This is a genomic window from Lentzea xerophila (genome assembly GCF_051094245.1).
Lineage (GTDB): Bacteria > Actinomycetota > Actinomycetes > Mycobacteriales > Pseudonocardiaceae > Lentzea > Lentzea xerophila.
Window position 1 is genome coordinate 6,333,417 of sequence record NZ_CP194934.1, and the last position, 26,800, is coordinate 6,360,216.

General features: G+C 69.7%; 24 protein-coding genes. 10 read left to right on the forward strand and 14 right to left on the reverse strand.

Going from position 1 to position 26,800, the window contains the following annotated elements; translation table 11 throughout:
• Nucleotides 1-34 precede the first annotated feature (34 nt).
• Together ACRSBM_RS29975 and ACRSBM_RS29980 are read left to right on the forward strand one after the other, a co-directional pair.
• Nucleotides 35-1,831 carry an AMP-dependent synthetase/ligase gene (locus ACRSBM_RS29975; protein ID WP_434448389.1) on the forward strand — a complete coding sequence of 599 codons (1,797 nt, stop codon included), beginning with the start codon at nucleotides 35-37 and terminating at the stop codon, nucleotides 1,829-1,831.
• Nucleotides 1,832-2,078: 247 nt separating this feature from the next.
• Nucleotides 2,079-4,952, forward strand: a complete 2,874-nt coding sequence (locus tag ACRSBM_RS29980) for a BTAD domain-containing putative transcriptional regulator (RefSeq protein ID WP_434448391.1) — start codon at nucleotides 2,079-2,081, stop codon at nucleotides 4,950-4,952.
• A gap of 258 nt (nucleotides 4,953-5,210) precedes the next feature.
• Here the strand turns inward: ACRSBM_RS29980 and ACRSBM_RS29985 are convergent, their stop codons facing one another.
• The 4 genes from ACRSBM_RS29985 to ACRSBM_RS30000 form a co-directional block, all read right to left on the reverse strand.
• A complete protein-coding gene (locus tag ACRSBM_RS29985) occupies nucleotides 5,211-6,314 on the reverse strand; it encodes a glycosyltransferase family 4 protein (RefSeq protein WP_434448393.1) in 1,104 nt (367 codons plus the stop codon).
• Between the two features lie 10 nt (nucleotides 6,315-6,324).
• Nucleotides 6,325-7,104: a hypothetical protein gene (locus tag ACRSBM_RS29990; protein ID WP_434448395.1), complete on the reverse strand. Its 780-nt coding sequence runs from the start codon at nucleotides 7,102-7,104 to the stop codon at nucleotides 6,325-6,327.
• Between the two features lie 10 nt (nucleotides 7,105-7,114).
• Nucleotides 7,115-8,119, reverse strand: a complete 1,005-nt coding sequence (locus ACRSBM_RS29995; protein ID WP_434448397.1) for an NlpC/P60 family protein — start codon at nucleotides 8,117-8,119, stop codon at nucleotides 7,115-7,117.
• A 65-nt stretch (nucleotides 8,120-8,184) separates the two neighbouring features.
• The gene (locus tag ACRSBM_RS30000) at nucleotides 8,185-9,516 is read right to left on the reverse strand and encodes an NYN domain-containing protein (protein WP_434453268.1); all 1,332 of its coding nucleotides are present in this window, start codon (nucleotides 9,514-9,516) and stop codon (nucleotides 8,185-8,187) included.
• Between the two features lie 173 nt (nucleotides 9,517-9,689).
• On the opposite strand from ACRSBM_RS30000, the gene ACRSBM_RS30005 reads away from it, so the two are divergent.
• Nucleotides 9,690-11,399, forward strand: coding sequence for a DEDD exonuclease domain-containing protein (locus tag ACRSBM_RS30005; RefSeq protein ID WP_434448398.1), 1,710 nt, complete (start codon nucleotides 9,690-9,692; stop codon nucleotides 11,397-11,399).
• 258 nt (nucleotides 11,400-11,657) lie between these two features.
• A complete protein-coding gene (locus ACRSBM_RS30010) occupies nucleotides 11,658-11,945 on the forward strand; it encodes an Lrp/AsnC family transcriptional regulator (protein WP_045309335.1) in 288 nt (95 codons plus the stop codon).
• 102 nt (nucleotides 11,946-12,047) lie between these two features.
• Here ACRSBM_RS30010 and qcrB read toward each other — a convergent pair whose 3' ends face one another.
• The 4 genes from qcrB to ctaE all read right to left on the reverse strand — a co-directional run bounded on the left by qcrB (nucleotide 12,048) and on the right by ctaE (nucleotide 16,319).
• Entirely contained in the window at nucleotides 12,048-13,712 is a 1,665-nt protein-coding gene (gene qcrB, locus ACRSBM_RS30015; RefSeq protein WP_434448401.1) for a cytochrome bc1 complex cytochrome b subunit, read from the reverse strand.
• Nucleotides 13,709-14,839, reverse strand: a complete 1,131-nt coding sequence (gene qcrA / locus ACRSBM_RS30020) for a cytochrome bc1 complex Rieske iron-sulfur subunit (RefSeq protein WP_434448402.1) — start codon at nucleotides 14,837-14,839, stop codon at nucleotides 13,709-13,711. Before qcrA ends, qcrB begins: the two co-directional genes overlap by 4 nt.
• Nucleotides 14,836-15,648, reverse strand: coding sequence for a cytochrome bc1 complex diheme cytochrome c subunit (gene qcrC, locus ACRSBM_RS30025; protein WP_434448404.1), 813 nt, complete (start codon nucleotides 15,646-15,648; stop codon nucleotides 14,836-14,838). Before qcrC ends, qcrA begins: the two co-directional genes overlap by 4 nt.
• 62 nt (nucleotides 15,649-15,710) lie before the next feature.
• Nucleotides 15,711-16,319 (reverse strand): aa3-type cytochrome oxidase subunit III, encoded by a 609-nt coding sequence (gene ctaE, locus ACRSBM_RS30030; protein WP_065913485.1) that lies wholly within the window; start codon nucleotides 16,317-16,319, stop codon nucleotides 15,711-15,713.
• 93 nt (nucleotides 16,320-16,412) lie between these two features.
• On the opposite strand from ctaE, the gene ACRSBM_RS30035 reads away from it, so the two are divergent.
• From ACRSBM_RS30035 to ACRSBM_RS30050, 4 genes are all read left to right on the forward strand, one after another.
• Nucleotides 16,413-16,802, forward strand: a complete 390-nt coding sequence (locus ACRSBM_RS30035) for a hypothetical protein (protein WP_434448405.1) — start codon at nucleotides 16,413-16,415, stop codon at nucleotides 16,800-16,802.
• Nucleotides 16,803-16,883: 81 nt separating this feature from the next.
• Nucleotides 16,884-17,294, forward strand: a complete 411-nt coding sequence (locus ACRSBM_RS30040; protein ID WP_434448406.1) for a hypothetical protein — start codon at nucleotides 16,884-16,886, stop codon at nucleotides 17,292-17,294.
• Between the two features lie 6 nt (nucleotides 17,295-17,300).
• On the forward strand, nucleotides 17,301-18,341 hold the full coding sequence (gene trpD / locus ACRSBM_RS30045; protein WP_434448408.1) for an anthranilate phosphoribosyltransferase: 1,041 nt from the start codon (nucleotides 17,301-17,303) through the stop codon (nucleotides 18,339-18,341).
• A gap of 281 nt (nucleotides 18,342-18,622) precedes the next feature.
• Nucleotides 18,623-19,306 carry a lysophospholipid acyltransferase family protein gene (locus ACRSBM_RS30050; protein ID WP_434448410.1) on the forward strand — a complete coding sequence of 228 codons (684 nt, stop codon included), beginning with the start codon at nucleotides 18,623-18,625 and terminating at the stop codon, nucleotides 19,304-19,306.
• A gap of 196 nt (nucleotides 19,307-19,502) precedes the next feature.
• Here the strand turns inward: ACRSBM_RS30050 and ACRSBM_RS30055 are convergent, their stop codons facing one another.
• Entirely contained in the window at nucleotides 19,503-19,919 is a 417-nt protein-coding gene (locus tag ACRSBM_RS30055) for a cytochrome c oxidase subunit 4 (protein ID WP_434448412.1), read from the reverse strand.
• Between the two features lie 14 nt (nucleotides 19,920-19,933).
• Entirely contained in the window at nucleotides 19,934-20,866 is a 933-nt protein-coding gene (gene ctaC / locus ACRSBM_RS30060) for an aa3-type cytochrome oxidase subunit II (RefSeq protein WP_434448414.1), read from the reverse strand.
• A 181-nt stretch (nucleotides 20,867-21,047) separates the two neighbouring features.
• Between ctaC and asnB the strand changes: the two genes are divergently transcribed.
• The gene (asnB, locus tag ACRSBM_RS30065; RefSeq protein WP_434448416.1) at nucleotides 21,048-22,976 is read left to right on the forward strand and encodes an asparagine synthase (glutamine-hydrolyzing); all 1,929 of its coding nucleotides are present in this window, start codon (nucleotides 21,048-21,050) and stop codon (nucleotides 22,974-22,976) included.
• A 43-nt stretch (nucleotides 22,977-23,019) separates the two neighbouring features.
• On the opposite strand, the gene ACRSBM_RS30070 is transcribed toward asnB, so the two are convergent.
• Both ACRSBM_RS30070 and ACRSBM_RS30075 read right to left on the reverse strand, forming a co-directional pair.
• The gene (locus ACRSBM_RS30070; protein ID WP_434448418.1) at nucleotides 23,020-23,784 is read right to left on the reverse strand and encodes a class I SAM-dependent methyltransferase; all 765 of its coding nucleotides are present in this window, start codon (nucleotides 23,782-23,784) and stop codon (nucleotides 23,020-23,022) included.
• A gap of 7 nt (nucleotides 23,785-23,791) precedes the next feature.
• On the reverse strand, nucleotides 23,792-24,724 hold the full coding sequence (locus tag ACRSBM_RS30075; protein ID WP_434453270.1) for a carbohydrate kinase family protein: 933 nt from the start codon (nucleotides 24,722-24,724) through the stop codon (nucleotides 23,792-23,794).
• A 158-nt stretch (nucleotides 24,725-24,882) separates the two neighbouring features.
• On the opposite strand from ACRSBM_RS30075, the gene ACRSBM_RS30080 reads away from it, so the two are divergent.
• The gene (locus tag ACRSBM_RS30080) at nucleotides 24,883-25,056 is read left to right on the forward strand and encodes a hypothetical protein (RefSeq protein ID WP_434448420.1); all 174 of its coding nucleotides are present in this window, start codon (nucleotides 24,883-24,885) and stop codon (nucleotides 25,054-25,056) included.
• Nucleotides 25,057-25,163: 107 nt separating this feature from the next.
• On the opposite strand, the gene ACRSBM_RS30085 is transcribed toward ACRSBM_RS30080, so the two are convergent.
• Together ACRSBM_RS30085 and ACRSBM_RS30090 are read right to left on the reverse strand one after the other, a co-directional pair.
• Nucleotides 25,164-25,532, reverse strand: coding sequence for a HesB/IscA family protein (locus tag ACRSBM_RS30085; protein WP_434448421.1), 369 nt, complete (start codon nucleotides 25,530-25,532; stop codon nucleotides 25,164-25,166).
• Between the two features lie 175 nt (nucleotides 25,533-25,707).
• Entirely contained in the window at nucleotides 25,708-26,769 is a 1,062-nt protein-coding gene (locus ACRSBM_RS30090; RefSeq protein WP_434448423.1) for a glycerate kinase family protein, read from the reverse strand.
• Between the last annotated feature and the right edge of the window lie 31 nt (nucleotides 26,770-26,800).

The window sequence follows — 26,800 nt, forward strand, 5'->3', positions numbered from 1 at the left end:
CCCACCAGTAACATTTCACCGTACGGAGGTTGACGTGCGCGAGTTCAGCGTCCCCGCCACCGCCGCTGTGGCTCCGGAGGAGAACCTCACCGACATGGTGTGGGCCAACGCGGAGCGCTTCGGCAACGCCGTCAGCTTCCGCAGGCAGGTCGACGGCACCTGGATCGACATCACCGCGCGTGACTTCGCCGCGCAGGTGATGGCGGTCGCCAAGGGCATGGTCGCGGCCGGTCTCGAACTGGGCGACCGAGTCGGCCTGGTGTCCAAGACGCGCTACGAGTGGTCGCTGCTCGACTTCGCCATCTGGGCGGCGGGCGGCGTCGTGGTGCCGATCTACGAGACGTCGTCGGCGGAGCAGATCGAGTGGATCCTGTCCGACTCCGGCGCGACGGCGGTGTTCGTCGAGGCGGCGCAGCACCGCGCGCTGGTCGACGAGGTCGTCGGCAAGCTGCCCGAGCTGCGCCACGTGTGGCAGATCGAGGGCTCGGCCGCCGCGGTCGACGAGCTGACCGCGCTGGGCGCCGAGATCACCGACGAGCAGGTGCACGAGCGCCGCGGGCTGGTGAAGGCGGAGCAGACGGCGACGCTGGTCTACACGTCCGGCACGACGGGCCGCCCCAAGGGCTGCACGCTGACGCACCGCAACCTGCTGTCCGAGGTGCGGTCGGCGCTGTCGCGGTTCCCGGAGATCCTCACCGCCGGCAACTCGCTGCTGCTGTTCCTGCCGCTCGCGCACATCCTGGCGCGCGCCCTGGCACTGGCGTGCGTGTACTCGCGTGCGACCGTCGGCCACACGGCGGACGTGAAGAACCTCGTCGAGGACCTCGGCCAGTTCCGCCCGACGTTCGTCGTCGCGGTGCCGCGCGTGTTCGAGAAGGTCTACAACGGCGCGAAGCAGAAGGCGCACGCCGGCGGCAAGGGCAAGATCTTCGACGCCGCCGAGGCCACCTCGGTCGCGTACAGCCAGGCGCTCGACAACGGCGGTCCGGGCCTCGGCCTGCGGATCAAGCACGCCGTGTTCGACAAGCTGGTGTTCACGAAGCTGCGTGCCGCCCTGGGCGGTCGCGCGATCGCGGCGGTCTCCGGCGGCGCGCCACTGGGTGACCGGCTGTCGCACTTCTTCCGCGGCGCGGGCATCCCGGTCTACGAGGGCTACGGCCTGACCGAGACGTCGGCGGCGGCGTGCGTGACGTTCAGCGGCCAGGAGAAGGTCGGCACCGTCGGCCTGCCGGTGCCGGGCACGTCGATCCGCATCGCCGAGGACGGCGAGATCCTGATCAAGGGCGACATCGTCTTCACCGGCTACTGGAACAACGAGGCCGCCACCAAGGAGGCCCTCGAGGACGGCTGGTTCCACACCGGTGACATCGGTGAGCTCGACTCCGACGGCTTCCTGAAGATCACGGGCCGCAAGAAGGAGATCATCGTCACCGCCGGTGGCAAGAACGTCTCCCCCGCGCAGCTCGAGGACCGGATCCGGGCGCACCCCCTGATCTCGCAGTGCATGGTCGTCGGTGACAAGCAGCCGTTCATCGGCGCGCTGATCACGATCGACCCGGAGTTCTTCCCGTCGTGGAAGGAGTCGCACGGCAAGCCGGCGTCGGCCGAGGTCCCCGACCTGATCGAGGACGCGGACCTGCTGGCCGAGATCCAGGCCGTGGTGGACGAGGCGAACAAGTCGGTGTCGCAGGCGGAGGCGATCCGCAGGTTCCGGGTGCTGCCGGTCGACTTCACCGAGGCGGGTGGCGAGATGACGCCGTCGCTGAAGCTGAAGCGCTCCGTGGTGGCGACGACCTACGCGTCCGACATCGACGCGATCTACGCGAAGTAGTCCCTGGAAGTACGCGAAAGGCCCAGGAGCTCGTTGCGAGCTCCTGGGCCTTTCGACCCCCAGCGATCGTGATCCGCGGATCTCCGCGGAACCCGAGAAGTTTGTTGCCCCGGCCCCCCGACCGGGACATGAGGAAGATTGCCGTACGGCGCTGACGTATCGCTGACGCGCCGATGTCACTTGGCGACAGCGCGCTAATAGGCTGTCCGGCAGACGGGGATCATCCGGCTCGTACGAGGGGAAAGCAATGACTTCGGGTCCGCAGTTCCGGCTGCTCGGCCCGTTGGAAGTGCGCCCGGCCGGCTCGGCGGTGGTGCTGCGCGCGGGCAAGCACAGAGCGTTGCTGGCGGCGTTGCTGCTGCGGCCGAACCGCGTCGTTCCCGTGACGGAACTCGTCGAGCACGTGTGGGGGGACACACCGCCCGCGCGCACACGTGGAACGTTGCAGACGTACGTGATGAGGCTTCGGGCGGCGCTGGGCGACCCGTCACTGATCCAGACCGCCGCCGACGGCTATCGGATGCGGGTCGATCCCCTGGCCGTGGACGCGCACCGGTTCGCTGACGCGGCGGCTCGCGGACGTGTGGCCGCCGCTGCCGACGACCTGGTCACCGCACGGAAAGCGTTTGCTGAGGCGTTGGACCTGTGGCGTGGACCGGTGCTGTCGGACGTGCCGTCGGAGACGTTGTACTCCGAGCACGCGCCGAGGCTGACCGAGCTGCTGATGACGGTGCACGAGCAACGGATCGACGTGGAACTCGCACTGGGCAACCACGCGGACCTGGTGCCGGAGCTGTTCGCGCTGACGCGGGACCACCCGTTGCGCGAGCGGTTCTGGGCGCAGCTGATGGTCGCGCTGTACCGCGGCAGCAGGCAGGCGGAGGCGCTGGAGGCGTTCCGGCAGCTCGACCGGACGCTGGACGAGCAGCTGGGCATCGGCCCGTCCGCGGAGCTGCGGTCGTTGCACCAGGCGATCCTGGTGCGGGCCCGGGAGCTGGCGGCGCCGGTGGTGTCGCGGGAACCGGAACGCGCGCGGGCGTCACCGATGCGGCTGCCGGACGACATCGAGGACTTCACGGGGCGCTCCCGGCACGTGGAGCGGATCTCCGGGCTGCTCACGGGCGGTTCGGTGCCGATCGTGACGCTGGCGGGGCAACCCGGGGTGGGCAAGACGACGCTGGCGGTGCGCGCGGCACACCTGCTGCGGGACCGGTTCCCGGACGGGCAGCTCTACGTCGACCTGCGCGGCTACGCGCTGGGGCCGCCCGCGGACGGCAAGGACGTGCTGTCGCGGTTCCTGCGGGCGCTGGGCGTGCCGCCGGACGAGATCCCGCCGGACGCGGACGAGCAGAGCACGATGCTGCGGTCGTTGCTGTCGGGCCGGCGGATGCTGCTGGTGCTGGACAACGCCTCCGCGCCGGACCAGGTGCGGCCGCTGCTGCCGGGGACGGCGTCGTGCCGGGTGATCGTGACGTCACGGGACGACCTGCGCGGCCTGATCGCGATGAACGGCGCGCGAACCGTGCCGGTGGACGTGTTCGACGCCGCGGAGTCCGAGGCGTTGCTGTCCAAGCTGCTCGGGCCCGGTGACCACGCCGAACTGGCCGCCCGGTGCGGGCACCTGCCGCTGGCGTTGCGGGTCGCAGCGGCCTACCTGGCCGGGCGGGACGACGTGACGATCTCGGGATCGCCGATCGAGCTCGCCTACGCCGCGCTGCCTCCCGCGCCGCAGCGGTTGTTCCGGCTGTTGTCGCTGGTGCCGGGGCCGGACTTCACCGCGGAGGCCGCCTCGGCGCTGGCCGACGTGGACGCCGAGGGCCTGCTGACGGTGCTGGCGATCGCGAAGCTCGTCGTTCCCCCGAAGAACGCCACCGTCCCCGGCCGCTACCGGTTCCACGACGAGCTCGTGCGCTACGCCGCCGCGTTGCGCGAGGAGTCGGACAGCTCCTCCGAGCAGCAGGCGGCGTGGACGGCGCTGCTGAACCACTACGCGCGGGGCGTCGAACGCTGCGCCGAACTGCTCTACCCCGGCATCGTGCGGCTGCCGTCGTCGGCCGAGGGACCGGCGCCGCGGATCTCGACCTCCGCCGAGGCCCTGGCGTGGCTCGACGCGGAACGCCCGAACCTGACCGCCGCCATCCGGCACGCCGCCGAGCACGGCCCCGCCGAGATGGCCTGGCAGCTGGCCGACGCGCTGCGCGGCTACCTGTGGATCGGCCAGCACGTCGGCGACTGGCTCGCGACGGCGCACCACGGCCTGCAGGCCGCCCAGGCGTCCGCGCACCACCCGGCCGAGGCCGCGATGCACGCGAACCTCGGCACCCTCTACCTGCGGCTCGGCGAGTATCCGCTCTCGGTGGAGCACCACCACCACGCCATCGAGCTGTACCGCGCGCTGGGCGACAAGGACGCCGAGGCGAGCGTGCTGAACAACCTCAGCCTGGTGCACCGCCGCTCGGGAGAACTGGGCGCGGCCAAGGAGGCCCTGGTCCGCTGCCTGGAGATGCTGCACTCGTCGGACAGCATCAGCACCGGCCTGTACAACCTCGGCCAGCTCGCCGTGGAACTCGGCGAGATCGACGGCGCGGTCGAGCACTTCTCCCAGGCGCTGGCCCTCGCGCCGAGCGCCGACAGCCACGCGTACCTCGGCATGGCCCTGCGCCTGCAGGGCCGGCCGGACGAGGCGCGCGCCCACCTCGAACGCGCCCTGGAGATCGGCAACGTCCCCGCCGGCGAGGCCGAGGCCCTGGAGAACCTCGCCGCCCTGGAACTCGCCTCCGGCGACACCTCCACCGCCCTGTCGCTGGCCTCGCGTGCCCTGTCGCTGGTCGCCGACGGCGGGGATCCGCAGGTGGCGACGTCGGTGCGGATCACGCTCGGCGAGGTCCGGCGTGCGCTGTTCGAGTTCGGCGCCGCGGCTGAGCTGTTCGAGCAGGCCCTGGCCACGGCGCGGCGGATCGGCTACGCCTCGGGTGAGGTCCGCGCGTTGATCGCCCTCGCTGTGGTGTGGCGGAACCTCGACCGCCACGCCGACTCGCGGTCCGCCGCCGAGCAGGCCGTTCGGCGCGGTGCCGAACTCGGGTTGCGCGCCTTGGAGAACCGCGCCCGCGACCTGCTCTGACCGCCAGCGTTCGCCCGCATCGTTCGGGATATGCGAACTATCGTTTCGCGCAGGTGACAACGTTGTCACCTGCGCGAGCGTCAGACCGAGGCCGAGAACTCCGCGAGTCAGCCGACAGCAGGCACTCAACGTGCCGACCGCAGGCATACCAAGCGTCGACAGCGGGCATGCGGACTGGCCACAGTAGGCATACGGACTGCTCACAGTAGGCATACGGGATGCCGACCGCCGGTATACAAGCAGTGCACGACGAGGCGCTCAGCCGATCAGGCGTTCGAGGCGGTGCGCCAGCTGGTCCCACCGCCAGTGGTCGCTCACCCACTCGCGACCGGCGCGCCCCATCTTGGCCGCCGTCCCGGGATCGGCGAGCAGGCCCGCGATCCGCTCGGCGACGTTCTCGGTGTCGAGGCCGTCGACGACGTTGCCGGTGATGCCGTCCCGCACGGTCTCCGGTGCTCCGCCGGACCGTCCGGCCACCACGGGCAGCCCGGTCGCCGAGGCCTCCAGGTAGACGATGCCGAGTCCTTCGACGTCGAGGCCGCGGCCACGCGTGCGGCACGGCATCGCGAAGACGTCGCCGGCGTTGTAGTGCGCGGGCAGTTCCTCCCACGGCACCGAGCCGGTCAGCACGATGTCGCGGGACCCGGCGGCCAGCTTCTCGAGCGTCGCCCGGTACGGCCCGCCACCGACGATCAGCAGCGCGGCGTCCGGCACCGAGCGCTGGATCAGCGGCAACGCGCGGATCAGGACGTCCTGGCCCTTGCGCGGCACCAGGCGGGAGACGCACACGATCACCGGCCGGTCGCCGAGCCCGTACCGGCGGCGGATCTCGGCGCGCGCGGCCGGATCCGGGCGGTAGAGCTCGGTGTCCACACCGGACGGGAGGTGTTCCAGCGCCGCCATCGGCCCGAACGCCGCCGAGAACCGGGAGCGGGTGTAGCGGCTGACGTAGGTCACGACGTCCACACCGGACCCGATGGCCCGCAGCGCCTGCCGCGCCACCGGCAGCATCGACCAGCCGACCTCGTGCCCGTGCGTGCACGCCACCGCGCGGCTCAACCCGAGTGACGGCGCCAGCAACGCCAGCGGTGCCGCCGCGCCGAACCACGCTGCCTCGCACGACTCGGCGCGGGCGATGTCGCGGGCGCGGGCGAGGACGTCCGGCGTCGGCAGCATCAGCGACGTGGGGTGCCGCACCACCGGGAACGGCTGCGCGGCGTCGAACTCCTGCGCGCCCTTCCACTTCGGCGCGTACACGACGAGCGAGGCCGCGGGCAGCCGTGTCGCCAGAGCGTGCAGGTAGGACTGGATGCCACCGGGGCGGGGCGGGAAGTCGTTGGTCACCAGCAAGGTTCGGCGCACGAACCCAACGCTATCCGATGGTCGTTTTCAGGAACTCACGCCAACCCGCCAGGTCGGCCGCACCGAGGTCGGCAGTGGACTCGGCAGTGGACATCGACGCGTGCTGCAGGAAGAAGTCCACGACGCCGCGCTCCCCCAGCTTCGACTCCAGGTAGACCATGATCGAGTACGCCTGCTGGTAGGCGAGGTCACGACCCGCGCCACCGAAGTCGGCCGGCAGCGCCGAGACGTCCGAGGTGAGCAACGGCGCGGCCTGGCGGAGCGACAGCCCCAGGCCGTGGAAGGCCACCCAGTCCGCGAATCCCTCCACCAGCCACAGCGGTGCCGAGTCGGAGGTGAGGTCGCGCGTCGCGACATGCGTGATCTCGTGGCGCAGGAGCACGCGCAACTCCACGTCCGTCAGCGCCGCCGCGCGCACCCGGTTGATCACCACGCGCTGCCCGGCACCGTCGCGGATCGCGATCCCGGCCATGTCCGCGAACGCCGGCCCGACCAGCGACACGAGCTCGGAATCGGTCGCCGGCACGACGACCTCGACGCGCCGCGCCCAGCTGATATCCAATATATCGGCGACGCCGCGCACCGATTCGTCCAACAGCCCCGACACCCGCGAAGCCAGCTCGCCGTCACAAGAACTGCTGGTCACCGCGCCCGACGCCACCGTCAGCGCGGTCTCTTTGCAATGAGTTGTTGCGGTCGACCGCAACTCAGCGGGCCGCAATGCAACGTTGAGGCCCAGCAGGAACGTCGCGGCGACGGTGACCGCCAGCAACGTCCTGAGGTGCCTCACCGGCGCAACGCTAGCCTTCGATGCGCCGAATCACGGCGATGGGCCCGATGGCGTCGATCGGCGCGATCTTCACGGGCTGTCCCTCGGTCGAGGCGTGCACCGCGCGGGTGTTGTCGACCGCCATGGCGACGTGCGACCGGCTCGAGTAGTAGATGATCAGGTCGCCCGCGCGGACCTCGGGGCGCGAGACCACGCGTCCGACGCCTGCCTGGCCTCCGGACGTACGGGGAATGGTGTATCCCGCCGCCGCGTAGGCCTTCATCGTGAGCCCGGCGCAGTCCCACTGGTCGAAGCCGGTCCCGCCGTACCTGTACTCGTCCCCTCGCTGCTCCAGCGCGAACGCCAGGGCGAGTCCCGCGGTTCCGGTGGGCACGCTGATCGCCGACCGGTCGCCCGGATCGCGCAACCGCGACACGACCGGGGCCGGCAACCGCGCCAACGCCGACCGCACCTCGCCGATCTGCGCCTGCAACGCCCGGTTCCGCGCGTCCAGGTCGGCCTTCAGCTTCTCGGCCGCCACCGTGGCCTCGGCGGCACGGTTGCGGGCGCTCTCCGCCACCTGATGCGCCTGACGCGCCTTCTCCACGGCACCGGACAGGCGCGCCAGCGACTCCGCCTTGTCCGCGGCCAGCACCCGCATCATCTCCAGGCGGTTCAGGAAGTCCTGCTGCGAGTCCGCGACGAGCAGCGCCGACAGCTGGTTGAACCGGGCGCCCTCGAACGACGCCTGGGTGATGAGGTCGACCTGACCGCGGTAGTCCTCCTCGTCCCGCTTGGCCTGCCGCTCGATCTGCTGCGCCGCCGCGACCGTCGCGGTCGCGCGGTCGAGCTCGGCCCTGCGCTGGACGAGGTCTTCCTGCGCGCGCAGGACATCCTCGTTGAGCTTGGTCGCCTGCGCCGTCAGATCGGCGTACGCGCGTGCGGGATCAGCCGGCTGCGCGGCTGACGAAACAGCCGGAGTAGCCGAGAGCACCAGGACGAGAACCAGAAAACCACGGGTGAGCTTGCGCGACATGAGGTCGCCGATCCCCTTCGCCAGAACAAGACCGCCAAGATCGACGGCGTCAGGCTACCGGGTGATCAAACACGCCCGAGACGGGCCAGCAGCACCGCGCTGGGCACGGGGTGCGCGCCACGACGACGCACCGAATCGGCGACCGCGCGATCCGACGTCACCACCACCACGGGCCGCCCCTCGGGTTCCGCGGTGACCAGCGCACGGATCACGTCGTCCGCCAGAACACCGGGGTCGCTGAACAGCACGCGGACGCCCCGTGGCGCCGCCGCGGGCACAGCCACCACCCCGGCGCCGTCGAACACCAGCGTCACCTCAGCACCCGTGCGCGCGGCCAGCACGGCGAGCTGGTGCACGAGCCGATCGCGTTGATCGGACAGCGACAGCTCCGGATAGCCGGTCTTCGTGACGTTGTAGCCGTCCACCACCAGATGCACCGCGGGCAACGCCAGCAGCCTGTCGAGCGCCGCCGGGTCCTCGACGCGCCCCACGGCCCCCTGCGACGTGCTGGCGCCCCGCACGAGGTCGGCGGGACGTGGCCCGGTCCCGCCCAGGGCCAGCTCGCGGCGCAGGCCCGTCACGGCACCGTCGAGGGTGTCGACGAGCAGCGCGAGCCGCACCTCGTCCGCCTGCCTGGCTTCCCGCGCGGACTGCCGCGCCACCTCGGCGTCCGCGATCGCCCGCTGCGCCTTGCCGCGCTCGGTCTCGGCCCGCTCCCGCTCCCGGTCGCGCTCGGCCGTCAGGCGCTTGACCTCGTCCGCGGTGCGTTCCTGGATCTTGTCCACCTCGGCAGCCGCGGCTTGGGCGGCGTCCTTGGCCTCCCGCAGCTTCACGCCCTGCTCGCGCAACCGCTTGCGCAGGCGTTCCAGCTCGACCTCGGCGTCCGCGCGGACGCGTTCGGTGGCGCCGTCGAGCTGGGTGCGCTCGGCCCGCAGCCGTTCCAGCTCGCTCTCCAGCCGTTCCGCCCTGACCACCGCGGCGTCGCGCTCGGCCCGCAGCGTCGCGTCGCCCACGCGCCGCGACACCAGCTCCACGTAGTGCGGCGCGACCTCGTCACCGGTCAGCACCGCCGCGGCGGCGGCCGTCACCGGGTCCGGCGAGGTGACCTCCAGCGTCGACGGGCGGTTCTTGCGCAGCCACTCGACCACGGCGGTGCGGAAGTTCGCCGAGCTCCGCAGCCCGGCCACGACCTGCGCCCCACCCAGTCTGGCGCGCTTGGTCGGGGCGAACTTCGCCACCGGCCGCAGGTGCTGGGGGACGTCGACCTTCGCCATCTCGCCCAGCGCGTCCGCGCCCAGCTCCGCGAGCCTCACCCGCAACGGCTCCGGCAGGGCCGACCAGTCCACAGTGGACTCGCCTACCTCCTCGGCAGGCTGGTCGAACTCGGGCTCGGGCATCGGGTCGGGCACCCCCACAGGCTAGAGCCCCCGCGCCTGAGCAGCGCACGGACGTGTCCACCCCCGGAACAACGATCTGGAAAAGATCACCCGGAGACCACTCCAATGGAGCAACCGCAGGTCACAGCCACGCGAATGATCACCGTCGAAAATTGTCAGACCCCCTCGCTACCGTGCGCCCCGTGACCGGACAACTGTCCTTCGACGAGCTCGGGACGCCGTTGCGCGACACGACGTTCGTCGTCTTCGACCTGGAGACCACGGGAGGCAGCGCCGAAGAGGACGCCGTCACCGAGATCGGCGCAGTGAAGATCCGCGGCGGCGAGGTGCTCGGCGAGTTCGCCACGCTCGTCGACCCCGAGCGAGGCATCCCGCCGATGGTGGCGCAGCTGACCGGGATCACGCAGCTGATGGTGACGGGCGCGCCGACGATCAAGACGGTGCTGCCCGCGTTCCTCGAGTTCGCGGCCGGAGCGGTGCTGGTGGCGCACAACTCGGGCTTCGACATCGGGTTCATGAAGGCGGCCTGCGAACGGCACGGCTACCGGTGGCCGAAGCCGTCGGTGGTGTGCACGGTGAAGCTCGCCCGGCGCGTGCTGAGCCGCGACGAGGCGCCGTCGTGCCGGCTGTCCGCGCTCTCGGACCTGTTCCACACCTCCACCAAACCGACGCACCGGGCGCTGGCCGACGCGAGGACGACGGTCGAGGTGCTGCACGCGCTGCTGGAGCGCGTCGGCAACGTCGGGGTGCACTCCCTGGAGGAGCTGCTGGCGTACCTGCCGGAGGTCACGCCGGAACAACGCCGCAAGCGCTCTCTCGCCTCGCACCTGCCGTCCACGCCGGGCGTGTACCTGTTCCGCGGCCCGAAGGAGGAGGTGCTCTACGTCGGCACGGCGTCAGACCTCCGCCGACGGGTCCGGCAGTACTTCACGGCCAGCGAAGGCAGACGCAGGCTGCGCGAGATGGTCGCGCTCGCCGTGCGCGTCGACGCCGTCGAGTGCGCCCACCCGCTGGAAGCCGAAGTCCGCGAGCTTCGGCTGTTACGCGCGCACCGCCCCGCCTACAACCGCAGGTCGAAGAACCCGCACCACGCGTGGTGGCTGGTGCTGACGGACGAGCCGTTCCCCCGGCTGTCGCTGGTCAGGACGCCACGTGACGGCGCGCTGGGCCCGTTCCGCACCCGGCGGGCCGCCGAGTCGGTCGCGGACGCGCTGCTCGACGCCGTGCCACTGCGCTCGTGCACGATCAAGATCCCGGCGGCGAACCAGCGGGCCACCCCCTGCGCCCTGGCCGAACTGGATCGCTGCAAGGCACCGTGCGCGGGCCGGCAGACCGTCGACGAGTACTCGCCCGCCGTCGTCGCGGTGCGCGATCTGGTCGTCGGCCGCAGTGCCGACCCGTTGCGCGCGCTCGTCGACCAACTGAGCGGCCTGGCCTCGGCCGAACGCTTCGAGGAGGCCGCACGCCGCCGTGACCGCCTGGCCGGCCTGGTCAGGTCGCTCGACCGCGCCCAGCGCCTGGCGGCCCTCGCCGCGCTGCCCCAGCTCGTGGCGGCCCGGCCGGACCGCGAGGGCGGCTGGGAGTTCTCCGTGGTCCGCTACGGCCGCCTGGCCTCCGCCGGCGTCGCCCGTCGCGGCACCCGGCCGATGCCCGTCGTCGACGCCCTCGTCGCCTCGGCCGAGACGGTCGTCCCCACGGCGGGCCCGCTGCGCGGCGCGCCACCGGAAGAAGCCGGAGTCGTCCTGCGCTGGCTCGACCAGCCGGGCACCCGCCTGGTGTACGCCGACGAGCCGTGGTCCTCCCCCGCCGGTGCCGCGGCGGCGTGGGTGCCGTGGGCGGAACAAGCCGCGGGCGCCCGTCCCCTGCACGACCGCTGGAACTGACCCCGAAGCAACTCTTCGAACCCACCTCCGCAGCCCTTTATGCAAAAGACGTTTGCGGACGTCCGCAAACGTCTTTTGCATAAGCCTTGGTTTGAGCAGGTCAGCGAGGTGCGCCGAACCGATATATCAGTTGGGATGTCGACAAAGCGGTAGTCGATGCAACGGCACGCGTTCACGTCGACGTCCTCACGCCGGCGGTCAGCGAGTAGGGCAGACTACGGATGCTTGAGACACCAGTGCTGAGACGAGGAGGACGCCGTGGTCACCGCCATCGTGCTGATCCAGGCCGCCGCCGAACGCATTCCCGAGGCCGCGCAGGAGATCGCCGACATCGACGGAGTCACCGAGGTGTACTCCTGCGCGGGCGACGTGGACCTGATCGCGCTGGTGCGGGTCAGCAAGCACGAAGACCTCGCCGCCCTGGTGCCCGGCAAGATCAGCAAGGTCGCGGGCGTGCTGAACACCGACACGCACATCGCGTTCCGCAGCTACTCCAAGCGCGACGACGAGGCCGCGTTCGCCATCGGCCTGGACGACGCCCAGTAGCCCAAGCCGCCACCAGAGTCTGGACGGCCCGCAGAGCCGCCGTGGACAGCGAGAAGCCCCCGTGAAGGTTCACGGGGGCTTCTCGGTGCTTCAAGCCGAAGGTCAGGCCTTCGGGTCGGACGGCTTGCCCGCGAGCTCACCGGCCTTGTTCTCGGCGCTGATCTCCTCCGAGACGTGCTTCTTCGCGCGCGCGTTCTCCAGGGCCACGGTCTCCTCGACCGGGTCCGGCGACCACGTGCTGCCGGCGACCGGGTGACCGGCCGAGCCGAGCTTGTTCATCTTCTTCGGCACCGACGCGCCCTGGTAGGCGAGCGGGAGCGGGTGGCCGTGGTCGTCCACCGGGCCGAGCGGCTGGTGGATCTCGATGAACTCGCCGTGCGGCAGGCGCTTGATGATGCCCGTCTCGACGCCGTGCTCCAGCACCTCGCGGTCGCCGCGCTGCAGGCCGATGCAGATGCGGTAGGCGATGAAGTACGCGAGCGGAGGCAGGACCAGCATGCCGATGCGGCCCATCCACGTCGTCAGGTTCAACGAGATGTCGAACTGGAAGGCGAAGATGTCGTTCGCGCCCATGAGCAGCAGGACCATGAAGTACGTGATCGCCATCCAGCCGAGCGCGGTGCGGACCGGAACGTCACGCGGGCGCTGCAGCAGGTTGTGGTGCGCGTAGTCCTTGGTCATCTTGCGCTCGATCCACGGGTACGCCGCCGCGATGCCGGTCAGCAGCGGCAGACCGAGGATGAACGGCAGGAACGGTGCCGGGATCGTGTAGTTGCCCAGGTAGAACTCCCACGCGGGCCAGATGCGGACCAGGCCGTCGGTCCAGCCCATGTACCAGTCGGGCTGCGAGCCGGCCGAGACCTGCGCGGGGTTGTACGGGCCGATGTTCCAGATCGGGTTGATCTGGAAGACGCCACCCATGATCGCGATGACACCGACGACGATGGCGAAGAAGCCACCGCCCTTGGCCGCGAACACCGGCATGATGCGGACGCCGACGACGTTGGTCTCCTTGCGGCCCACGCCGGGGAACTGCGTGTGCTTCTGGTACCAGACCAGCGCGAGGTGCGCCGCGATCAGACCCAGGATGATCGCCGGGATGATCAGGATGTGCGCGGTGTAGAGCATCGGGATGATGTCCGTGCCGGGGAACTCCCCGCCGAACATCAGCCAGTTCAGCCACGTGCCGATGACCGGGAACGAGATCAGCAGCGCCGCCATGACGCGGAGGCCGGTGCCCGAGAGCAGGTCGTCCGGCAGCGAGTAGCCGAGGAAGCCCTCGATCGCGCCGAGCATGAACAGCACGATGCCGATGACCCAGTTGATCTCACGCGGCTTGCGGAACGCGCCGGTGAAGAAGATCCGGAACATGTGCACGACGATCGCGCCCATGAACAGCAGCGCCGCCCAGTGGTGCACCTGGCGCACGAACAGGCCACCGCGCGTCTCGAACGAGATGTCGAGCGTGGACGCGAACGCCCGCGACATCTCGATGCCGCGCAGGTTCTCGAACGCGCCGTTGTAGGTGACCTCGGTCATCGACGGGTCGAAGAACAACGCCAGGTACGTACCCGACAGCAACAGCACGATGAAGCTGTACAGCGCGATCTCGCCGAGCAGGAACGACCAGTGCGTCGGGAAGACCTTGTTCAGCTGTTTGCGCAGGCCAGAGGCGGCGTGGTACCGCTCGTCCGCGGCGTTGGCCGCCGCCCCTGCGACGCGCGCGGCCGCGTTGGCCGGCTTCGTGGGCGTGGTGATGGCACTCATGACTTCCGCTCCCAGAACGCCGGACCCACAGCCTCGATGAAGTCGCTGCGGGCAACCAAGTATCCGTCCTCGTCCACCGTGATCGGAAGCTGGGGAAGAGGACGGGTTGCCGGACCGAACCGCGGCTTGGCGTATTCGAAGACGTCGAACTGCGACTGGTGGCACGGGCAGAGCAGCAGACCGGTCTGCTGCTCGAACAGCGAGGTCGGGCAACCGAGGTGCGTGCAGATCTTCGAGTACGCGTACAGGTCGCCGTAGTTGAAGTCTTCCTGACCAGCGCGCTTGGTGATCGCCTGGTTCGGGCGCATGCGGATGAGCATGACCGGCGCGTCGGCGCGCTTGAGGGCCGCGACCAGGGCGTGGTCGTCGCCGCGCTCGGACTCCCGGAACGGGAACACCGTCTCGAAGCCGCCCGGCTCGATGTCCTCCGGGCGCACCAGGGAGACCTCGTGGAAGTCGCCGGTGTGGCGGCGCAGGTAGACCTTCTCGCCCGGCTTCTCCGGCTTCCAGCTGGTGTGCCACAGCGAGTTCTTGGTCTCGCTGTCCGAGTGCGGGTTCTTCATCAACGCGCCCAGCGGAACCGCCGCGACGCCGAGACCCAGCACGCCGGCGCCGAGGCCCGCGGTGCGCTTGATCAGGCTGCGGCGCGCGATGCCGCTGCGCTCACCCGCGTCGGCGAGCTCCGCGACCAGGGTGGCGCGGTCGACGGCGGTCGACGGGCCGTCGTGGCGCTGCTGCACCGCGAGCTCGTCGGGCAGGAACCTCTTGGTGTAGAGCAGCGCGCCGACACCCAGCCCCAGCACGGACAGGCCCAGGAGCAGGCCGATCAGCGGGTTGTACAGGTTGTGCAGGAAGTGCCCCTCGGCGTTGGACGGGGACTCGTACTCCCACGGCCAGAAGAGGAACACGCCGAGGAACGCCACACCGGACAGCGCCGAGATCAGGAACCACACCGCGACGCCGCGCTGGGCACGACGCTCGGCACGGGTGCCGGGGACCGGGAACTTCTCCTCGTAGTGGACGAGCTCGACGCCGTCCATCTTCGTGCCGAGCTTGACGAGGTCGTCCCGGCTCATCTCCGCGAGCTCTGCCTCGCTGGGCAGCTCGATCGGCTTGTCGCCGCTCATGCCTTGGCTCCGATCCAAAGGGTCACGCCGATGAGCGCGGCGATGCCCACGATGAACGCGATCAATCCCTCGGAGACGGGTCCGAACCCGCCCAGGGGGTTACCGCCGGAGTTGTTGTTTCCGTCGGTGACCGACTTGACGTACGCGATGATGTCTTTCTTCTCTTCCGGCGTGAGCTGGCGCTCGCCGAACTTCGGCATGTTCTGCGGGCCGCTGAGCATCGCCGTGTAGATCTGCTCCTCGCTCACGCCGTCGAGCGCCGGCGCGAACTTGCCGGACGACAGCGCGCCGCCACGACCCGTGAAGTTGTGGCAGCTGGCGCAGTTGAGGCGGAAGAGCTCGCCACCGCGCGCGGGGTTGTCGCCGCGCAGGGCCTCACCGGACTCGGAGGGCTTCTTCGGGCCCTCGCCGCCGTTCGCGTCGATGTAGGCCATCAGCGCGTTGATCTCCTCGGGGGAGAGCTTCGCGGGCTTGCGGATGGCCTGCGCCTCCTGCCGTGCCATGGGCATGCGGCCGGAGGAAGTCTGGAAGTAGACCGCGGCGTCACCGACGCCGATCAGGCTCGGCCCGCGGTCCTTGACACCTTCGAGACTGCTGCCGTGGCAGCTCAGGCAGGTGTTCAGGTAGATCTGCTCACCCTGGCGAACCAGGGCGTCCTGCTGCTGCGCCTGGGCGGTTTGCGCCTGGGGCGCGAAGGCGGCGAACAGCATGCCGGCGCTCAGCAGGCCGAAGCCCAGTGCGAGCAGTCCAGCGACCCGGCGGCGCAGCTTGGTGCGGGCGCCGCGGGGGCGTTTCGTCGTGGTGGTCATGGTGTGCGGCAACCCTTGCTGTCAGTTCGGGAGCTCGTGGCTTGGCTTCGTGCTGACCCAGGTCAGGGCACGATGTAGATGATGGCGAACAGGCCGATCCACACGACGTCGACGAAGTGCCAGTAGTACGACACGACGATCGCGGAGGTGGCCTGTGCCGGCGTGAACTTGCTGAGCTTCGTCCGGATCAACAGGTAGACGAACGCGATCAGGCCGCCGATGACGTGCAGGCCGTGGAAGCCCGTCGTCAGGTAGAAGACCGTGCCGTAGGCCGAGGACGGGATCGTCGTGCCGGCGTGAACCAGCTCGACGTACTCACCGGCCTGACCGCCCACGAAGATCGCGCCCATGATCAACGTCACGATGTACCAGCGACGCAGACCGAAGACGTCACCGCGCTCCGCCGCGAACACCCCCCACTGACAGGTGAAGGACGACGCGACCAGGATGATCGTGAAGACCGCCGCGTAGGGGACGTTCAGATGGGTGGGAGGCGGGGGCCAAGGTCCCTCGTTCTGGGCCTTCACCGTGAAGAACATGGCGAAGAGGCCAGCGAAGAACATGAGCTCGCTGGACAGCCAGACGATCGTGCCGACGCTGACCATGTTCGGGCGGTTCAGCGAGTGCACGCGCTGGCCGATTGAAGGCGCTGCCGTGGTCACGAGCAGCATTATTGCTTGCGCTATTTCGGTCCGCCCATCGGGTCCTGGGCAGATCATGGGTCGGCTGGGTCACACACAGCGTGATCGCGAGGAGATCAACGGATGGGCTTGCTGAGCCGATTGCGGGACTTGCTGCACCGACAGGACGAGCCGGCGCTGTCGATCGACGACCCGGCGCTCGTCGTGGTGGTCGAGGCGTTCGACATCGCGGAAGCCGATTCGGCGGCTCTGGCGCGCTCCCCGCGGTGGCGCGCCGACGATCTCGCCGTGCTGCGTCACCACGTCCGCATCCCCGCTGAGCAGGTAGAACGTGCGCGTGAACTACTCGAGCCGGACGGCTGGGTGCTCGTGGCAGGTGATATATCGCATATCAGCCGGGTGCAGAAGCTGGATGCGTTGCACTGCGCTCAGGAGCGCTCCCGGATGGCGTCGCTGGCGCAACGGCTCGGTGGCGAAGCCCTGGGGTGGGACGCGCTGCAACCGGCCCGATAGCATCGCGGCGACCTTGGTCACTTTCCGCGGACGCTTCCCGGGAAGTGTCCGCCGTCGGCAGTCGCAGCGGAGGATCGAGAGATGAGCACGCAGACCACCAAGATCCTGGTGTTCAGCCACCGGCCCGAGGTGCGTGAGACGATCATCACTGCGGTCGGCCGCCGTCCGGCGCCGGACCTGCCACGCGTCGACTTCGTCGAGGCCGCGACGATCGCGGACGTCCTCTACGAGGCGGACGCCGGCACCGTCGACCTGCTGATCCTCGACGGCGAGGCGCAGCCGACCGGTGGCATGGGCCTGTCCCGCCAGCTCAAGGACGAGATCACGAACTGCCCGCCGATCGTCGTCGCGGTGCGCCGCAAGGACGACAGGTGGCTCGCGACCTGGTCGCAGGCGGACGCGGTGCTGGTGCACCCGCTCGACCCGCTGGCCGCCGCCGAGACCGTGGCCGAAGTGCTGCGGGGCTCGGCATTGCCCGTCGTCAAGGGCTGATCCGCCATGAGCCAGCGCACCTGGCCCTCGCTGCTCAACCGCCTGCTCGACGGCGTCGACCTGACCGCCGACGACACCGCCTGGGGCATGGACCAGGTGATGTCCGGCGAGGCGACCGCGGCGCAGATCGCGGCGTTCATCGTGGCGTTGCGCGCCAAGGGTGAGACACCGGAGGAGGTCGACGGCCTCGCGACGATGATGCTCAACCACGCGAACCGGTTCACGGTGGACGTGCGGGCGGCGGACATCGTGGGCACCGGCGGCGACCATTCCGGTTCGGTGAACATTTCGACGATGGCCGCGATCGTCACGGCCGCCGCGGGCGTGCCCGTCGTCAAGCACGGCAACCGGGCGGCGTCGTCGCAGTGCGGCACCGCGGACGTGCTGGAGGCGCTGGGCGTCGCGATCGACCTGCCGGCGCAGGGCGTGCAGGAGACCGTGCGCGAGCTGGGGATCGGCTTCTGCTTCGCGCCGGTGTTCCACCCCGGCTTCCGGCACGCGGGCCCGGTGCGGCGCGAGATCGGCATTCCCACGTCGTTCAACCTGCTCGGCCCGCTGACGAACCCGGCGCAGCCCACGGTCGGCCTGATCGGCTGCGCGCGCGCCGCCGCGGCACCGCTGATCGCCGGCGTGTTCGCGCGGCGCCGCAACACCGCGCTGGTGGTGCGGGGCGACGACGGGCTCGACGAGATCACCACGACCACGACGACGTCCGCCTGGCTCGCCCAGGACGGCGTGGTGCGCACGGAGACCATCGATCCGGCGGTGCTCGGCGTGAAGCCCGCGCGCGAGGAGGACCTGAAGGGCGGCGACGCGTCGGTCAACGCCCAGGTGGTCCGCGACCTCGTGGCCGGCCGGACGGGCTCGGTGCGCGACGCGGTGCTCGTGAACGCGGCGGGTGCCATCGCGGCGCACGGCGGGTTCTCCGACGACCTGCACGCCGACCTGACGGCCTCGCTGAGCCGCGCGGCGGACGCCATCGACTCGGGCAGGGCGGCGGCGCTGCTGAGCCGCTGGGTCGAGGTTTCCCAGGCTCTCAAGGGCTAGTGGGCGTTCTCGGTGGCGCCTCGTCGATGGCGCCGCCGGCGTCCAGCCCGCCCAGCCCCTCAAGGGCTAGCGGGCGCTTCGGTCACGTATGGTCGAAAGCGCCGCCGGGTCGAGTTCGTCCAGGCCCTCCAGGCCTGGCGAGCGGTTCGGTGACACGTCGTCGTCGCCGCGTGACCCTGCTCGCACGGCCACTGCACCCGGTGTAGTCCGAGCGAGTGATGGGCCCGAGATGCGCACCACGTGGTAACGCCGCCGCAATCGCCACCTGGAATGCTGGAGGCATGGTTCTCTACCCGGTGATGAAGCATGTCGTCGCGCGCGCAGCCCGTCTTGTCTACCGCCCGGTGGTGGACGGTCTGGAGAACATCCCCACCGACGGCCCCGTCATCCTGGCGGCCAACCACCTCAGCTTCATCGACAGCGTCGTGATCCCGATGGTCGTGCCGCGGCGCGTGTCGTTCCTCGCGAAGGCGGAGTACTTCACGGGCACCGGTGTGAAGGGCTCGCTGTCGCGCTGGTTCTTCTCCTCGCTCGGCCACGTGCCGGTGCACCGCGGCAAGGGCCGCGACGCCCGTGCCGCGCTCGACACGGCCACCGAGATCCTCGCGCGCGGAGACGCCTTCGCCATCTACCCCGAGGGCACGCGTTCGCTCGACGGCAAGCTGCACCGTGGCCGTACGGGTGTCGCCCGGATGGCACTCGAGTCCGGTGCTCCGGTCGTGCCCGTGGGCATCATCGGCACGGACCGGGTGCAGCCGGTCGGCAGCAGGTTCCCGAAGATCGTCCCGGTGACGATCCGCTTCGGCGAGCCGCTCGACTTCAGCCGCTACGACGGCATGCAGGACTCGCTGCCGGTCCTGCGCAGCGTCACCGACGAGATCATCTACCGCATCCTGGACCTGAGCGGCCAGGAGTACGTCGACGCGTACCAGAAGACCCCGGAGAAGGTCGGCGCCGCCGCGTAGTACCCCGAGGACCTGCTGGAAGGGCCCTTCCCGCCATCACGGCGGGAAGGGCCCTTTCGCGCGATATGCGATATATCGGAACCCATGATGGCCCGGCGATATCCAATATGCGATATATCACATGCTGGATATCGCACCCGGAAACGACTGAGGCCCCCTCCGCGAGAGAGGGGGCCTCAGAGCGATGTATCGGATATCAGTCGTGGTTCGGTCCGGTGTGGTACTCGAACACCAGGCCACCGACCGCGATCAGCACCATGACGATGGCGATCACGAGCAGCCACACGTGCCAGAACGCCACCGCGACACCGGTGGTCGCCGCCGCGGCCGCGAGGGCGACCGGCCAGTACGAGCCCGGGCTGAAGAAGCCCAGCTCACCGGCGCCGTCGGACACCTCGGCGTCGGGGTTGTCCTCCGGCCGCACCTCGATGCGGCGGGCGACGAACCGGAAGTAGGTGCCGGTGATGAGGGCCAGGCCGCCGGTCAGCGCGAGCGCCACCGTGCCGGTGGGCTCGACGTGGCCGGTCGCCAGGTGCGTCCAGTAGCCGTAGACGACGGCCATCAGGAACGAGAAGGCCATCACCAGGTCGAATACGCGAGCTTCGATCTTCATCGCGGGGCGTGTCCCTACTTCTGGCCCGCGCCGGAGGCCTCGCGGGCCGTCCGGTCGGTGTTGAACGGGGTCGTCGTCGTGGCCAGCGGTGAGCACCACTCGTCACAGTTCACCTGAGAAAGGGCTTCTGCCGTGGTGTACGGCTTGCCCGTCTTCTCGTTGACCTGCTTGCGCAGCTCGATGTACTTCTCGAAGTCGGCTTCCTCAAGGGCGCGGACCTCGAAGTTCATCACCGCGTGGTACGAACCGCAGAGCTCGGCGCAACGACCGACGAACGCACCGGGACGGTCGATCTGGTCGATCTGGAAGACGTTGTCCTGGTTGTTCTTCTCCGGCTGCGGGAAGACGTCCCGCTTGAAGTGGAACTCCGGCACGAAGAACGAGTGGATGACGTCCGTCGAGCGCAGCGTGAACTGGATGCGCTTGTGCGCCGGCAGCACCATGATCGGGACTTCGCCCGAGGTGCCGACAGTGCTGACGACGTTGCCCTCTTCAGTCTTGTGGTCCGGGTACTGGAACTCCCAGTTCCACTGGAACGCGATGACGTCGACGTTCACGTCGGGCTTGCCCGACTTGTCCGTGACGTAGTTCTGCGTGACGGCGGTGAAGTAGAACAACACCGCCACGATCACCGTCGGCACGACGATGAGCACGATCTCCAGCGGGAGGTTGTACGCCGTCTGACGGGGCAGTTCCTCCGACTTCTTGCGGTGGAACACCACCGACCACGCGATCAGACCCCACACGATGACGCCGACGACGAGCGCGGCGATCACGGACCAGGTCCAGAGCTCGCGCATCTTCTCGGCCTGCGGCGTGACGGCCACTGGCCAGCCGAAGCGCAGCACCTCGTCCGTGGAGCAACCGGTGGCCCCGATACCGACCAGGCCGACCAGCCCGGCGGTCTTCGCCAGCCGGGATGCCCTGGTGCCCTCCTTCAGGCCCACTGCTCGCCCGCCTCCTCGTTCCATGCCAACGGATCAAGCGGGAGCGTAGCCCAGCGCAACGGCGCTCACCCCTTGGGGGCACCGCCGCTGCGGTGCAGTTTCGGTCACACAGAGCCCCTTCGGCATACTGAGGACTTCCCCGTGGTCTTCTCCGTCATGTTTCTTGAGAGGTGCGAGAGCCTTGTGCGGCCTGGCAGGACTTGTATGCCCTAGCGAGAACGAGGCCGAGAACGCGCGCCCGGCCGTGGAGGCCGCACTGCGCTGCATGCGGCACCGCGGACCGGACGAGAGCGGCACCCGGCGGGTCGACGAGGTCGTGTTCGGGTTCAACCGTCTCGCCATCATCGACATCGAGCACTCCCACCAGCCCCTGACCTGGGGCCCGCCGGAGTCGCCGAGCCGGTACACGATCAACTTCAACGGCGAGATCTACAACTACCTGGAGCTGCGGTCCGAGCTCACCAGGAACCACGGCGCGGTCTTCTACACCGACGGCGACACCGAGACGATCGTCGCCGCGTACCACTACTTCGGCCCCGCGGCGATCACGAAGCTGCGCGGCATGTTCGCGTTCATGATCTGGGACTCCGAGCGCGAGATCGTGTTCGGCGGGCGCGACCCGTTCGGCATCAAGCCGCTGTACTGGGCGCAGGGCCAGGCCGGCGTCGCGATCTCCAGCGAGAAGAAGGTCCTGCTGGAGATCGCCTCCGCGATCGGCATCGCCCCGAAGTTGAACGTCAAGGGGCTGCAGCACTACCTCACGCTGCAGTACGTGCCGGAGCCCGCGTCGCTGCACGAGCAGATCCACCGCGTCGAGTCCGGCCACTCGTTCACGCTGGTGCCGGGCAAGGCGCCGGTGTTCGAGCGTTACTTCCCGGCGGAGTTCAGGGTTCGCACCGTTCGCAGCGAGGCCGAGGCGAACGCGCTGTACGACGAGATCACCGCGGCGCTGCGCGACTCGGTCGCCAAGCACATGCGCGCGGACGTGACGGTCGGCTCGTTCCTGTCCGGCGGCATCGACTCGACGGTGGTCGCGGCGCTCGCCAAGGAGCACAACCCGGACCTGATCACGTTCACCACGGGGTTCGAGCGCCAGGGTTTCTCCGAGGTCGACGTGGCGGCGGAGTCGGCCGCGCTGATCGGTGTGAAGCACGTGGTCCGCACGGTCAGCGCGCAGGAGATGATGGACTCCCTGCCGTTGATCACCTGGTACCTCGACGACCCGGTGGCGGACCCGGCGCTGGTGCCGCTGTGGTTCATCGCCCGTGAGGCGCGTCAGCACGTGAAGGTCGTCCTGTCCGGCGAGGGCGCGGACGAGCTCTTCGGCGGCTACACGATCTACCGCGAACCGTTGTCGCTGGCCGGGTTCGAGAAGGTGCCGGGCGCGCTGCGCAAGGCGATGGGCAAGGTCTCGACGAAGATCCCGCACGGTGTGCGCGGCAAGGACCTGCTGCGCCGTGGCGCACTCACGCTGGAGGAGCGCTACTACGGCAACGCGCGCATCTTCCTCGACGACCAGCTGCGCCAGGTGCTGCGCACGTACGACCCGTCGGTGTCGCACATGGACGCCACGGCCCAGCCGTACCGCGAGTCGCGCAACTGGGACCCGGTCACGCGCATGCAGCACGTCGACCTGTTCACGTGGCTGCGCGGCGACATCCTGGTCAAGGCCGACAAGATGACCATGGCGAACTCGCTGGAGCTGCGCGTCCCGTTCCTCGACCCCGAGGTCTTCAAGATCGCATCACAGATCCCGAGCGAGCTGAAGATCACAAAGGACACGACGAAGTTCGCGCTGCGCAAGGCAATTCGCGACATCGTTCCGGCGCACGTGCTGAACCGGCGCAAGCTCGGCTTCCCGGTGCCGATCCGGCACTGGCTCAAGGACGAGATGCACGACTGGGCGGTCGACATCGTGCGGTCGTCGCAGACCGACCAGTACCTCGACAAGTCCGCGGTGCTGCGCCTGATCGAGGAGCACCGCTCCGGCGTGCTCGACCACAGCCGCCGGATCTGGGCGCTGCTGGTGTTCATGATCTGGCACGGCATCTTCGTCGAGGGGCGCATCAAGCCGGCGGTGCCGGAGCCGCACTACCCGGTCAAGCTCTAAGTGCCAGCGACGTCAGGGCCCTTCCACGGAGGGGCCCTGACGCTTACCTGCGTCCCTGCGCGCCGCAGATCGCATACGAGCTCACGACGGTCTCCGGTGACGCCATCAGCCTCAGGTAGCGGTCGAACTCGTCGTCGGAGAGCGGCAGCTTCGCGCGCACTTTCCGCGCGGTCGTGGCGAGCAGGCGGCAACCCGCTGAGCCGCCCTCCCACTCCTGCACCTCGCGAGAGCCACTGACGTCGTTCAGGCCGGCGTCGAGCAACGCCCGCTCGATACGCGCGCCCCACGCCAGTTCCGCGCCCGCCTGGTCGAGCAGCGTCAGCAGGGCGTTCTTCACGCGCATGATCAGTTTGGCGTCGTCGGGAGCCGCGGCGAGGACTTCGAGCGGGAGGCAGTCGAACTCCTCGAGCACGAGCCAGCCGCCGGGACGCAACGAGTCGCGCAGCTTGCGCAGGACGGCGTCGCGGGCCGGGAGGTGGAACAGCACCACACGGGCGTGGACCAGGTCGAACGCGTTGCCCGGCAGGATGTTGGACACCACGTCGTGCTCGAGGACGGTGATGTTGTCGCGTTCCTCCAGCCGGGAGACGTCGATGTCGGTGACCGTCACGTGGCCGGACGGTGCGACGACGTCGGCGAGCCACGTCGCCACCGATCCCCCGCCGCCGCCCACTTCGAGGCAGCGCCAGCCGTCCGCGATGCCGAGCTGCTCGACGCGGGCGAACGTGCCCGCGTCGAGCAGGGAGCTCATCGCGTCGAAGTGCGAGTCGCGCAACTCACCGTTGTCGCCGAACAGGTACGTCCCCATTGTCCGATCATGGCAGGACGGGGGCGATCTCCTCAGCGGCTTCCGCACCGAACGCGCCACGAATGCGCGCGAGTGCCGCCTCGCGCTCGATCACCCACTCCTGCGTGCCGATGGTCTCGAGCACCTCGACCGCGATGAACGAGCCGAGCTGAGCAGCGCGTTCGATGCTCAGGCCCGAGACGATCCCGGCGAGGAAGCCCGCGCGGAAGCCGTCGCCGACACCGGTCGGGTCGGTCTTCGCGACCTCGGGGACGGCGGAGACGTGCAGCGAGAAGCCGTCGCGGTCGACGATCTCGACGCCCTTGGCGCCGAGCGTGGTGACGCGCTTGCCGACGCGGGCGAGGACGTCCGCCTCGGTCCAGCCGGTCTTCTGCAGCAGCAGTTCCCACTCGTAGTCGTTGCTGAAGAGGTACTCGGCGCCCTCGATGAACGAGCGCGCCTGGTCGCCGTCCATGCGAGCGAGCTGCTGCGACGGGTCGACGGCGAACTTGTAGCCGCGCTGACGGCACTCGTCGGCGTGGCGGAGCATGGCCGCGGGGTCGTCCGGGCTGATCACGACGAGCTCGAGGTTCTCGACGCGGCCCGCGATCGGCGCCAGCTCGATGTTGCGCGCCTCGGCCATCGCACCGGCGTAGAACGAGGCGATCTGGCACATGTCGTCGTCCGTGGTGCAGACGAACCGCGCGGTGTGCGCGACCTCGGACACGTACACGCCGGACGTGTCGACGCCGTGCCGCTCGAGCCACGAGCGGTAGTCGTCGAAGTCCTGGCCGACGGCACCGACGAGCACCGGCCGCACCCCGAGCACACCGAGGCCGAACGCGATGTTCGCGCCGATGCCACCGCGCCGGACCACGAGGTCGTCGACCAGGAAGCTCAGCGACACGCGGTCCAGACGCTCCGCGACCAGCTGGTCCGCGAAACGACCCGGAAAGTGCATCAGGTGGTCGGTCGCGATGCTGCCGCATACGGCTAGTGGCACGTCGGCTCCTCATTTCCTTGTTGCGCTATGTGACAACTCACCCGGACGAGTGCAGCTGTGAAGACTACCGTTTGGTAGGGCTACCGCAGGTCAGACCACCGTCATACCGTCGGGGCGTGACGATCCCTGAGGCGACCACGATGAGTGAACTGATCGAGGACTGCGCGCAGCTCCCCTTCGCTCTGACCCACCCCGCGCACCCCCTTCCCGCCCCGCGTGAGGCCGCGCCGTGGCAGGTCGACGAGCGGTGCACCCACCAGGTCGAAGGCCTCGCCGAGTACGGCGTCTGACTTCCGTTCCGGTCCGCCGGGCTTGCGCCTGGCGGATTTCCTGGTCCACACACGCGTGAGGCCGCGTTCCCGTCGATGCGGGAACGCGGCCTCACGCGTTGGTCGCCTTAGTGGAACGAGTCGCCGCAGGCGCACGACCCGCCGGCGTTCGGGTTGTCGATCGTGAAGCCCTGCTTCTCGATGGTGTCCACGAAGTCGATGACGGCACCTTCGACGTAGGGCGCGCTCATGCGGTCAACGGCGACCTTCATGCCGTTGAAGTCGACCATCGCGTCGCCGTCGAGCGCACGCTCGTCGAAGAACAGCTGGTAGCGCAGGCCGGCGCAACCACCGGGCTGGACGGCGATGCGCAGGTGCATGTCGTCGCGGCCCTCCTGGTCGAGCAGCGCCTTCGCCTTGACGGCGGCCGCATCGGTCAGCGTCACGCCGTGGCTCGGCGCCTTGGTGGTCGAAGCGGCATCCTGAGCGGTCGTCATGGCTCTCCTAAGAGGTCCTTTGCGGGCGGTTCGCCCCTCAACAACACGGGCGTTCCCCGCTTTGTTCCTCTCCCATGGTCCCACAACGGCCCCCCAGAACGCCTCAAGTGGGGACTGTCACGTAGACCACCCTTGAGTCCAACCGATATATCAGCGCGACTGGCCAGCGCGATTCCTACCGGGATCCCTCGTGCGACCACTGGCCGGCCACGTGCCGGGCCGTTGCAACGAGACTTTTGCGGGCGTCCGCAATCGACTTTTGCACAGAGCCGACGTGCTCGGACACCGAGTAGGCGGCCTGGACGCCGGCGGCGCCCATCTCGCGGCGGCCGACGCTGACCTGGCCCGCGACGGCGATGCACGGGATGCCGCGCTCGGCGGCGCCCGAGGCGACGGCGGTGATGAGCTTGCCGCGCAGTGACTGCCAGTCGAAGCTGCCCTCGCCGGTGATGACGACGTCGGCGTCGTCGAGGGCGGCGTCGAGGCCGGTGAGCTCGCGGACCAGGCCGGCGCCCGACGTCACCGTCGCTCCCAGCGAGAGGAGCGCGGCGCCCAGGCCGCCCGCCGCTCCGGCACCCGGTACCTCGGCCACCGGCCGGAGCACGTCCATCGCGGCGAGCGTGGCTTCGAGGCGTTCGACGGCGTCCGGGGACGCGCCCTTCTGCGGGCCGAAGGTGCGTGCGGCGCCGTGCGGGCCGAGGAGCGGGTTCTCGACGTCGGAGGCGGCGACGAGCGATATATCGGTGAGGTCGGCCTCGGCGTGGGCGAGGGCGGCGAGCATGCCGACGCCCCCGTCGGTGGTGCCGGAGCCGCCGAGGCCGATCGTGATGACGTCGCTGTCGGCCGCCGCTGCCGCGATGAGCTCGCCGACGCCGCGCGTTGTGGCCGTCTCACAGGACTCGGGGCGGAGCTCGGCGGGGATGAGGTGGAGGCCGCACGCCTCCGCGGACTCGATGTATGCAACGCGTCGACCGTCGGTATGCACCCCGTCTGCATGCACACTGAGCCAGCGTGCTTCCACGGGCTTGCCGAGTGGGCCGGTCACGGTGATATATCGGATATCGCCGTTCGTTGCCGCTTGGAGGACGTCGACGAAGCCGGGGCCTCCGTCGGCGAGGGGGCGTTGGACGACGACGTCGTCGGGCTTGGCGTCGTGCCAGCCGGTGGCGATGGCGTCAGCGGCCTCGCGGGCGGTCAGGGTGCCGCCGAAGCAGTCCGGAGCGATGAGTACGCGCACCTCGCGAAAGGTACAGAAGACCCGCTGCCCT